The organism is Actinomycetospora sp. (assembly GCF_036497245.1).
Lineage (GTDB): Bacteria > Actinomycetota > Actinomycetes > Mycobacteriales > Pseudonocardiaceae > Actinomycetospora.
The window spans coordinates 1-10,247 of record NZ_DASXJS010000194.1 but is presented as its reverse complement, the minus strand read 5'-3'; the positions used below and the strand labels follow the sequence as shown (position 1 = coordinate 10,247).

10 protein-coding genes and 1 rRNA gene are annotated in these 10,247 nt (G+C 75.9%); 1 reads left to right on the top strand and 10 read right to left on the bottom strand.

Going from position 1 to position 10,247, the window contains the following annotated elements; all coding sequences use genetic code 11:
• The 9 genes from pyrG to VGI02_RS20370 form a co-directional block, all read right to left on the bottom strand.
• Window positions 1-512 (bottom strand): CTP synthase (gene pyrG / locus VGI02_RS20410; protein WP_331630246.1); only part of this gene is annotated, 512 nt, incomplete at its 3' end.
• A 157-nt stretch (window positions 513-669) separates the two neighbouring features.
• Window positions 670-1,611, bottom strand: coding sequence for a copper transporter (locus tag VGI02_RS20405; RefSeq protein WP_331630244.1), 942 nt, complete (start codon window positions 1,609-1,611; stop codon window positions 670-672).
• Window positions 1,608-2,819, bottom strand: coding sequence for a putative cytokinetic ring protein SteA (gene steA / locus VGI02_RS20400; RefSeq protein WP_414638330.1), 1,212 nt, complete (start codon window positions 2,817-2,819; stop codon window positions 1,608-1,610). The genes VGI02_RS20405 and steA overlap by 4 nt, the downstream gene beginning before the upstream one ends.
• A 123-nt stretch (window positions 2,820-2,942) precedes the next feature.
• Window positions 2,943-4,820: a DNA repair protein RecN gene (recN, locus tag VGI02_RS20395; RefSeq protein ID WP_331630240.1), complete on the bottom strand. Its 1,878-nt coding sequence runs from the start codon at window positions 4,818-4,820 to the stop codon at window positions 2,943-2,945.
• A gap of 116 nt (window positions 4,821-4,936) precedes the next feature.
• On the bottom strand, window positions 4,937-5,869 hold the full coding sequence (locus VGI02_RS20390) for an NAD kinase (protein ID WP_331630238.1): 933 nt from the start codon (window positions 5,867-5,869) through the stop codon (window positions 4,937-4,939).
• The gene (locus VGI02_RS20385; RefSeq protein ID WP_331630236.1) at window positions 5,866-6,702 is read right to left on the bottom strand and encodes a TlyA family RNA methyltransferase; all 837 of its coding nucleotides are present in this window, start codon (window positions 6,700-6,702) and stop codon (window positions 5,866-5,868) included. The genes VGI02_RS20390 and VGI02_RS20385 overlap by 4 nt, the downstream gene beginning before the upstream one ends.
• 4 nt (window positions 6,703-6,706) lie before the next feature.
• Window positions 6,707-6,931: a hypothetical protein gene (locus tag VGI02_RS20380; protein WP_331630234.1), complete on the bottom strand. Its 225-nt coding sequence runs from the start codon at window positions 6,929-6,931 to the stop codon at window positions 6,707-6,709.
• 10 nt (window positions 6,932-6,941) lie between these two features.
• The gene (locus VGI02_RS20375; RefSeq protein WP_331630232.1) at window positions 6,942-7,967 is read right to left on the bottom strand and encodes an HAD-IIA family hydrolase; all 1,026 of its coding nucleotides are present in this window, start codon (window positions 7,965-7,967) and stop codon (window positions 6,942-6,944) included.
• Window positions 7,964-8,734 (bottom strand): hypothetical protein, encoded by a 771-nt coding sequence (locus VGI02_RS20370; protein WP_331630231.1) that lies wholly within the window; start codon window positions 8,732-8,734, stop codon window positions 7,964-7,966. The genes VGI02_RS20375 and VGI02_RS20370 overlap by 4 nt, the downstream gene beginning before the upstream one ends.
• Here VGI02_RS20370 and VGI02_RS20365 point away from each other — a divergent pair.
• Window positions 8,669-9,994, top strand: a complete 1,326-nt coding sequence (locus tag VGI02_RS20365; protein ID WP_331630229.1) for a hypothetical protein — start codon at window positions 8,669-8,671, stop codon at window positions 9,992-9,994. The two genes, VGI02_RS20370 and VGI02_RS20365, sit on opposite strands and share 66 nt — an antisense overlap.
• A gap of 113 nt (window positions 9,995-10,107) precedes the next feature.
• Here VGI02_RS20365 and rrf read toward each other — a convergent pair.
• Window positions 10,108-10,224: ribosomal RNA gene (gene rrf, locus VGI02_RS20360) — 5S ribosomal RNA — on the bottom strand.
• Between the last annotated feature and the right edge of the window lie 23 nt (window positions 10,225-10,247).

The window sequence follows — 10,247 nt, the reverse complement described above, 5'->3', positions numbered from 1 at the left end:
CGGCCGATGAGGTGACGCACCTGCCGAGCCGCTTCGAGGAACGGGAGTGACTCGATGTCGCCGACGGTCCCCCCGATCTCGGTGATGACGACATCGACATCGGGTCCGCCCATCGATCGGATGCGGTCGACGATCTCGTTGGTGATGTGCGGGATCACCTGAACCGTGTCACCGAGGTAGTCGCCGAGGCGTTCCTTGGCGATGACCTGGCTGTAGACCTGCCCGGTCGTCACGTTGGCGTGCCCGCGCAGGTTGGTGTCGAGGAAGCGTTCGTAGTGCCCGATGTCGAGATCGGTCTCGGCGCCGTCCTCGGTCACGAAGACCTCACCGTGCTGGAACGGGTTCATCGTCCCGGGATCCACGTTGAGGTACGGGTCGAGCTTCTGCATCGTCACCCGCAGCCCACGGCTGGTGAGCAGCTGGCCCAGGCTCGAGGCGGTCAACCCCTTGCCCAGCGACGAGGCGACACCGCCGGTGACGAAGACGTGCTTCGTGGTGCGCGAGTGCTGCATCCTCACATCCCTCCGGACACGGCGCGGCTGCCGAGCGCCGTGCGAAGGGGGTCGATCCGGGAGTATCGGGCGTTCGGGCACCGGTCCACGGGACCTCACGGTAACACCGGGCCCGGTGTGACCAGGCCCGACTCCCCCACACGCCCACCGAACGAGGTCAGGCGGGCGGCGCCCCCGACTTGTCCGCCGCCTGCGCGCCCGGCAGGGCCTTGGCCCCCGGCGCGGTGCCGTAGCTGCCGGACCGGCCCTGGGCCTGCTCGCCCGCGGCCAGGACCGTGGCGATCCGGCCCGCCGTCGTCCCGACGCCGTCGACGGTCGACACCCCGCCCAGACCGGGGTCGGCGCGGACGGCGGCGACCTCGCCGGTGACGGCGCGGGAGGCGACGACGGTGCCCGCGCCCCCGGAGCGCACGGCGCCGGCGAGCTTCGCGAGTGTGCCGGCACGCCCGGCGGCGTCCGGGGCCGAGCCGGGTCCGTCGCCGCCGACGACGACCGCGACCTGCGCCGGGCCGGGCGCGGCGCCGGGCGCGAGGAACCCGCCGTCGGCCAGCGCGGTGAAGGCGGTCCCGACCTCGGCCGGGCTGCTCGCGGGCCCGCCCCCGCTGGTGACGAGGGAGCCGAGCAGTGCCCCGGTGAGCGTGCCGGCGTCGGTGGTCTTCGGCAGCTGGACCCCGGCGGGCAGCACGCGGGTGACGAGGGTGCGCAGCGCGTCGGCGCGGTCGGGCGCGAGCGCGGCGTCGGTGAGGCCGAGCCGGCCGGTCACGTGCCCGCCCGCCTCCGCCACGAAGCCGGACACCGCGTCGAGGTCGTCGGGCGCGGCGTCGGGGGCCGCGAGGAGCACGACGCTGCGGTCGGCGAGGTGGCCGGACAGCAGACCGGGCGCCGCCGCGGCGAGTACCCGGTTGGACTGTGCCTGCTGCGTGCGGGCGGCGTCGCGGTCGGCGGTGAGGGTGCCGACCTGCCCGTCGAGGTCGGCCTGGTCCGACGAGGCGGCGCCGAGCATCGGGTGCGACAGCGACGACGCCCCGACCACCACGCCCAACGCCAGCGCCAGCAGCACCGCGCAGATCGCGACCGCGTGGTAGCGGAAGGCCCTCATCCGACGACACTCCGGTAGACGGTGGAGAGCCATTCCCCGAGAGCCCGGCCGACGTTCTCGAGCAGCTGGAGGGCCGCAGGGCCCGCGCCGAGCGCGATCGCCACGATCACGGCGGCGAGCAGGACCGACGCCAGCAGCAGGGCGAGGACGGTCGCCGATCCCCGGGTGCGGTGCAGCGCTCGCGCGGCGGGTGCGTCGACCAGGATCGGGCCCAGCCGCAGCCGGGTGAGGAACGTCGACGGGATCGAGCCGGACCGGCCCCGGTCGAGGAAGCCGCCGAGGCTCGCGTCGAACCCGACGGCCACGACGAGGGCCGCGCCGTGGGCGTGCGCGAGCAGCAGCGCCATGTCCTCCGGGTTGGCCGAGCTGGCGAACGCGACCGGGTCGACGCCGAGGTCCTGGAGCCGGGCGAGGCCCGCGATGTGGCCGTCGCTGTCGGCGGGGACGACGACGTCGGTGGCCCGGCGCGCGAGGGCGGGGTCGAGCTCGGCGACGGTGCCGAGGACGACGGTGGGGGTGTGCCCGGCCTCACGCAGCGCGCCCGCGCCCTCCCCGACGCCGACGAGCACCGGCTTGTTCTCCCGCAGGTACCCCGCGAGCGAGCGGATCTCGGCGAGCGTGCCGGCGCCACCCGCCACGACGACGACGTGGCGGTCCCGCATCGTCGTGGCGATCGCCGGGACACCGAGGCCATCCACGAGCAGCCCGCGCTCGCGGCCGAGGAACTCGCTGGTGTTGCCGGAGAACGCCTCGAGCTGGGCCGCCATCCCGCCGCGGGCCTCGTCGAGGAGCTCGGCGACGGTGTCGCGGTCCTGGGCGAACCCCCGCAGCACCTCGCGCTCCCCGACGTGGACCGCGCCGTCGTGCAGCCGCACCGTGGCACCGTCGGACAGGTCCCGGAACACGCTCGGCCCGCAGTCATCGACCAGCACCACCCCGGCCTCGACGAGGATCTCCGGACCGAGGTTCGGGTAGCGCCCCGAGATCGACGGCGCGGCGTTGACGACCCCGACCACGCCCGCCTCGAGCAGCGCGGTCGCCGTCGAGCGGTCGAGGTCGACCTGGTCGATCACCGCGACGTCGCCCGGTCCCAGCCGTCGCAGGTAGGCGGGGGCGTTGTTCCGTGCCCCGCTACGCCCCATCCGGGCCGTGCCGCTGACGCCGGGCGGCGCCTCTGTCGTCCGCGCTCCCCGACCTGGCCATCGCATGAGCCGATCGTCTCCGCCGACGGCACCCAGACCGCGCCGCCACGCCGACGGAACACTCACGCCTCACCCGACTCGGGCACCACATCCGTCACACGGGCACCACGATTACTCCGAGTGTCGGAGTCAGCCGGCGCGGCGCCCGGAGCGCCGGCCGCCGCGGCGGGAGACCTGGGTGACCCCCTTCGAGATCGGGGTGGGCGGCGGGCTGCCGCGCTTGTCCTCGGCCGCCGCGGCCAGGAGTTCCTCGGCGTGCGCCCGGCCGGTCTCGGTCTCCTCGGTCCCGGCGAGCATCCGGGCGAGCTCGACGACCCGCTCCGAGTCGTCGAGGGTGCGGACCGAACTGCGGGTCACGCCCTCGCTGGCGGCCCCCTTGTCGACCATGAGCTGCCGGTCCGCGTACGCGGCGACCTGGGCGAGGTGGGTGACGACCACGACCTGGTGGGTCTCGGCGAGCCGGGCCAGCCGCCGACCGATCTCCACCGCCGCGTGCCCGCCGACCCCGGCGTCGACCTCGTCGAACACCAGCGTCGGGACGGTGTCGGCGCCCGCGAGCACCACCTCCACCGCCAGCATCACCCGGGAGAGCTCACCGCCCGAGGCGCCCTTGGCGATCGGCAGCGGCGGCGCGCCCGCGTGCGGGGCGAGCAGCAGCTCGACGTCGTCCACACCGTCGGGCCCCGCGACGACCCGGCCCGCCCCGGCCACGTCGAGCCCGGCGGGGTCGGTGGCGGTGGCGTCCTTCTGGCCGACGACCACCTGCACGGCGGCGGCGGCCATCGCGAGCCCGTCGAGCTCGGCGGTGACCGCGCTCGCGAGCCGCTCGGCGGCCTCGGTCCGCACCGCGGTGAGCGCGGCCGCCTGCTCGGCGAGCTCGACGGCGAGCCGGTCGACCTCGGCGGCGAGTGCGGCCAGGGCTTCGTCGGAGACGTCGAGGGTCTCCAGGCGCGACCGGGCGGTGTCGGCCCAGGCGAGCACCCCGTTCACGTCGGCGGCGTACTTGCGGGTGAGGCCCTTGAGGGCCGCCTGGCGCTCGAGGACCTGCGTGAGCCGCGCCGGGTCGGCCTCGAGGCCGTCGAGGTAGCTCGACAGCTCGGCGGCGACGTCGGTGAGCAGCGTGGACGCCTCGGCCAGCCGGGGCTCGAGCGCCGTCAGGCCCGGGTCCTCGGTGCCGGCGAGACTGCGTCGGGCCTCCCCGACGAGCCCGGTGGCGTCCGGCTCGTCGCCGGTGCCGTCGGGCGGGCCCGCGACCGCGGCGAGCGCGGTGAGGGCCGTCGAGCGCAGCTCGTCCACGTCGCCGAGCCTGCGGGCCTCGGCGACGAGGGCCTCGTCCTCTCCCGGCTGCGGGTCGAGCGCCTCGATCTCGGTGAGCCCGTGGCGCAGCAGGTCCGCCTCGCGGGCCATCTCCCGGGTGTGGTCGCGGCGCTCGGTGAGCTCCGCGACCGCCGTGCGCCAGCGCGCGCGGATGTCCCGGTAGCTCGCGAGGGCCTCGGTGGCGGGTACGCCGGCGAACCGGTCGAGCACCGCGCGCTGCTCGGCCGGGCGGAGCAGGCGCAGCGCCTCGTGCTGGCCGTGGACGGCGAGCGAGGCGTCGGAGACGTCGGAGAGGACCGCGAGCGGCACCGACCGCCCGCCGAGGTGCGCCCGCGAGCGCCCGTCGGCGGAGACGGTGCGGGCGGCGATGAGCGAGCCGTCGTCGTCGAGGGCCGCGCCCGCGTCACGGGCCACTCCCGCGGCGTCCCGCGGCCCGTCGTCGTCGTCCTCGCCATCGGAGGTCGACGAGCCCGCATCGGGCAGCACGAAGCGCCCCTCGACGATCGCGCGGGACGCCCCGCGGCGCACACGCGACGAATCCGCGCGGCCGCCGCCCAGGAGGTGCAGCCCGGTGATCACCATGGTCTTGCCGGCGCCGGTCTCGCCGGTCACCGCAGTGAGGCCCGGGTGCAGCTCCAGGGTCGCGTCCTCGATCACGCCGAGGCCCTGGATTCTCAGCTCGGAGAGCACGGCCGTCACTGTAACGACGGGATCCGACACCCGGGGCCGAACACGCCGATCGGAATCGAACACATGGTCGAACGGTGGGTGAACCTCGATGAACGGAGCGGGCGGCCTCCGGACGTTCAGTCCGGGTGCCCGCCCCGCCAGCCCTGCACCGGCAGCTCGAACTTGCGCACCAGGCGGTCGGTGAACGGCTGCCGGCGCAGCCGCACCAGCAGGACCGGCGCCGTCCCGCGCACCATCTCCACCCGGGCGCCCGGGGGCAGGTCCATCGTCCGGCGGCCGTCGCAGACCAGCACCCCGGCGTCGCCGCGCGAGGACACCTCGAGGGCGACCAGCGAGTCCGGCGAGATCACCAGGGGCCGCGCGAACAGGGCGTGGGCGTTGGACGGCACGAGCAGCATGGCCTGGACCTCGGGCCAGACCACCGGGCCGCCCGCCGAGTAGGCGTACGCCGTGGACCCGGTCGGGGTCGCGCACAGCACGCCGTCGCAGGCGAACTCCGACACGGGCCGATGGTCGACCTCGAGGACCACGTCGAGCAGCTTGGCCCAGTTGGTCTTCTCGACGATCGCCTCGTTGAGCGCCCAGGTCCGCCCGAGCACCTGTCCGTCGGAGGAGACGACGACGTCCACCGTCATCCGTTCCTCGACCTGGTAGGACCGGGTGATCACCGCGTCGAGCACCTCGTCCACGTCGTCGAGGTCGGCCTCGGCGAGGAACCCGACGTGCCCGAGGTTGATCCCCAGCAGCGGGACCCGGGCCTGGCGGGCGAGCTCGGCCGCGCGCAGCAACGTCCCGTCCCCGCCGAGGACGATGACGATCTCGGCACCGTTCGCCGCGTCGTCGTCGGGGTCGACGCGCTGCGGGCGCTCGTCGTCGGGCAGGTCGAGGAAGAGCCCGGCGTCGGTGGAGTACTCGTCGGGCATCACCCGCATCGCGAAGCCGGCGGCGTGCAGCCGCGACGCGACGGTCGAGGCCACCTTGCGGGTGGCCTCCCGCCCGGTGTGGACGACGATGAGCGCGTCCCGGGTCACGGTCTCTCCCGTTGTCATGAGGGGCCTTCCTGCACCGCGCGGCGGACCCGCGCGGCATCGCTGTCCGAGCCCTCGGGCGTCGCAGGAGCCCCACGCCGGAGCCGGAGGAAGTACTCCACGTTGCCCGACGGCCCCGGTAGCGGGCTGGCGGTCACGTCCACGAGCTCGAGACCCCGCTCCCGGGCCGCCGCGACGACGGTGTCGACGGCCTCGGCCCGCAGGTCGGGGTCACGCACCACGCCGCCGTGTCCGAGGCGGTCCTTCCCCACCTCGAACTGCGGTTTCACCATCGGCAGCAGCTCGCCGCCCTCGGCGAGGCACGAGGCCAGCGCCTCGAGCACCAGCCGCAGCGAGATGAACGAGAGGTCGGCGACGACCAGGTCGACCGGCCCACCGATCGCGTCCGGACCGAGGGTGCGCACGTTCGTGCGGTCGAGCACGGTCACGCGGTCGTCGGTGCGCAGCGACCACACCAGCTGCCCGTACCCGACGTCGGCGGCCACCACCTCGCGGGCCCCGCCACGCAGCAGCACGTCGGTGAACCCGCCGGTCGACGCCCCCGCGTCCAGGCACCGCCTGCCCTCGACGACGACGTCGCCGAACGCCTCCAGCGCCCCGAGCAGCTTGTGCGCGCCGCGGCTGGCCCAGTCGTCGATGGTCCCGTCGGGCTCGGGGGTGACGACGACGGCGGCCGCGGTCTCCACCGCCGTCGCGGGCTTGTGGGCCACCGTGCCACCCACCGTGACGCGCCCGTCGGCGATCAGGGCCGCGGCGTGCTCGCGGGAGCGGGCGAGGCCACGCCGGACCAGCTCGGCGTCCAGACGCAGTCGGCGGCTCGTCGTGCGGGCCACCGGCTCAGCCCCGGTCGACGTCGGCGAGCACGGCCACGAGCGACTCGTGCAGCTCGGAGAACCGGTCGGCGTGCGCCCCGGCGTCGAGAGCCGTCGCCTCGGTGGCATGACCGGCGAGGCCGGGATCGTCCTGCGCCCCGTCACCCGGAACGTCCAGGTCGGAGACGGCTGCCGCGGCCGCGCGCAGACGCGTCAGCGGGTCCGGCTCCGGGGCGAGGTCGTGATCCACGGACCCCACGCTAGCCGGTCGCGGCGCGGGGCAGCGCGAGCGCGGTGACGACGGCGTCCGCGGTCCGGTCGCCTGCCGTGATCGTCGGGTCCCCCGCGGCGCCCGCCGACCACCACGCCCGGCAGAGCGCCCGCAGCGCCGCGAGCTGTGCCGGCCGGTCGGTGGCGTCGTCGGGGGCGTCGTCGGGTGCGGTGAGCCCGAGGGTCGTGCCGTCGAGGGCGACCTGCCACGCGTGGTCGACGTCGACGCGGGTGGACTCCAGGTCCGCGAGGGCCCCGAGGTCGGCCGCGAGATAGGTCGGGCGCTGGTCCTCGGATGCCGTGAGGACGTCGGCGGCGGTGGAGACCCCGGTGAGCACCAGCAGCGTCTCGGCCTCGACCGCGTGACCACCCGCGATGTCGGTGTCGAGGCGGTCCCCGACCACCAGCGGCGTCGTGGCCCCGGCCCGGTCGATCGCCTGACGCAGCAGCGGCGCGGCCGGCTTGCCCGCGACCTGCGGGTCACGACGGCTGGCGCTGCGCAGCGCCGCGACCATGGACCCGTTGCCGGGCAGGAGGCCGCGGTCGCTCGGCAGCGTCGGGTCGACATTGCACGCCACCCACGTCGCCCCGCGCCCGAGTGCCAGCGCGGCCTCCGCGAGGTCGCGCCACCCGGTGTCGGGGGAATGGCCCTGGACGACGGCGGCGGGCCCGTCGTCGACCGATCGGACCGGCTCGAGGCCGACGCCGCGGATCTCGTCGGCGAGCGCCTCGGTGCCCACGACCAGCACCTTCGTGCCGGGACCGCACTGCTGGGCGAGCACGGCCGCGCCGGCCTGGGCGCTGGTCACGACGTCGTCCTCGGTGAGGGTCAGCCCCAGCCGGGCGAGGTGCTCGCTCACCGCACCCGGCGCCCGCGACGCGTTGTTCGTGACGTAGGAGACGGTGAGCCCGCGCTTCCTCGCCGCCTCGAGCGCCTCGACGGCGCCGGGGACCGCGTCCGGCCCGGCGTACACGGTGCCGTCGAGGTCGACCAGCAGCGCGTCGTGCCGCGTCATCGGGCGTGGTCCGCCGACGTCTCCTCGGCCGCGACGGCGTCGTCGTCAGTGCTGCGGTCGGCGCTTCCGTCGTCGGCCACCGACGCGTCCGGCTCGGCGACCTTCTCGGCCTCCGCGATCTCCTCGGCCGCGGCCTGCTCGTCCGCGGTCACATCACCGTCGTCGGTGAGCTCCTCGTCGAGCTCGCCGGGGGCCGTGTCGACGCCCGCCGCGACGAGCGCGGCCCGCTCCTCCGCGTCGGTCTCGCCGTCCGTGTCGGTCTGCGCGGCGTCCAGGAACGCCCGCACCGCGTCGTCGCGACGGCCGGCCGACACCAGGGCCTCGCCGTAGGCGTAGAACAGGCGCGGCGTCCAAGGGTCCTCGCGGCGGACGTCGAGCTCCGGGATCTGCAGCCCGACCACGGCCGCGGCGTACTCGCCGAGATCGCGTCGCGCCCCGGACGTCACGATCAGCAGCTCCATCGCCTCGTCGCGCGGGAGTTCCGCCGACTCGGGGCTCCGGGCGATCTCCAGCGCGCGTTCCGGGCGTCCGAGGGCACGCTCCGCGTCCGCCATCACCGGCACGTGCGGGGCACCGCCCATCCGCCTACTCGCCCGCAGCTCGGAGAGAGCCTCCGCCCACTGGCCGGCGTGGTACGCCGCGAGCCCACAGGCCTCCCGCACGACGGCGATCCGCGAGGCGCCGTGCCGCGCGAACCGCGCGTGGGCGAGAGCGGCCTCGGGATCGTCCTCGAGCAGCTCGCCCGCGGCGACGAGATGCCGCGCCACGATCTCGGCGAGATCCTTGGGCAGTCCTCGGAGGTCGCGACGGACCTCCTGGTCGAGCAGCTCCGGAGTCACCTCGTCCGGGAGCGCCGGCTCGACGGGACGGGCCTCGGCGTCCTGGTGACGACGCGGACGCTCCTCGGCCCGGGTGCGCCGGTCCGGCCGGTCAGCGCGCCGGTCGTCGCTGCCCCCGGGACGGCCACGGTCGGCCCGCCCCTGGGAGCGGTCGTCCCGCCCACGACCGGGCCGGTCGTCGCGACGCCCCGCGGGCGCGCCACTGCGCTCGTCCCGCCGGTCCGACGACGGACGCGGACCGCGGCTCTGCCCCGGCCCGTCGTTGCGGCGGTCGCCGCGGTATCCGCCCTGGCGGTCGTCGCGGCCACCGCCGCGTCGGTCGTTCCCGGTGGCGCCACGACGGTCCCCGCCGGGCGCGTCGCGGCGCTCGCCCCGAGGCCCGTCGTCCCGACGCTGCGGGGCTCGGGCACGGTCGTCGTCACGGGCGCGAGGCCGGTCGTCCCGGCCACGAGGTCGGTCGTCCTGGCGACCGGCGCGATCGCCCTGGCCGCGAGGGCCGCCACCACTGCGGTCGCCCTGGCCGCGAGGGCCGCCACCGGCGCGATCACCCTGCCCGCCACCGCTGCGGTCGCCCTGGCTGCGAGGGGCAGCGCCGGCACGGTCGTCCTGGCCCCGGGGGCGGTCTCCACGGGTCCGGGCGTCGTCGCCGCGCCCGTCACGCCCGCGCGGGCCGTCCGACCCGCCCGAATGCTGGTCACGGCCGCCGCTGCGCGAGGGGGCGCCGTCGCGACCCGCCCCGCCGCGTCCGTCGCGGTCTCGAGGGGCGCCACCACGGGAGGCGCCGCTGTCGCGACCGCGGTCGCCGCCGAAGCGCCCGCTGCCCGCCCCGGAGCCACCGCGACCCTCGCCGCGGTCGTCCCCGTCGCGTCGCGCGGGCCGTCCGGTGGTGGGCCCACCGGCCGTCGAGCGGTCCCGGCCGGTGGGACCGTCCCGCCGGGCACCGTCACGGCCGCGGTCGTTCGCGCCGCCACGGGGCCGCCCGCCACGGTCATCCCGGGCGCCCGTCCCCCGGTTGTCGTCGCTTCGCCGGGTTCCGCCGGCCCCCTGGTTCCGACCTCCGCGGGACTCACCACCGCGGGAGCCGCCCTCGGGGCGGGCGTCCTGTCGCGTCGAGGACGTTCGGTCGGGTCGCCCCTTATCGGCGTGCTCCCCAGAATGCGGGTCCACGGTCACCGATCGTCCTCCTGACATGACGAAACGGGGCAGGACCAAAGCGGTCCTGCCCCGATGTCTCACGCGATCCGAGGACCGCGCATTCACGCTATAAAAATGTCATCAACATGAGTGGGGGTGGTTGGGAGTTCCGGCGGTGTCCTACTCTCCCACGACCTGGCGGTCGCAGTACCATCGGCGCTGGAGGGCTTAGCTTCCGGGTTCGGGATGGGACCGGGCGTTTCCCCTCCGCTGTGGCCACCGGAACACCGAACCACCCCCACCCATG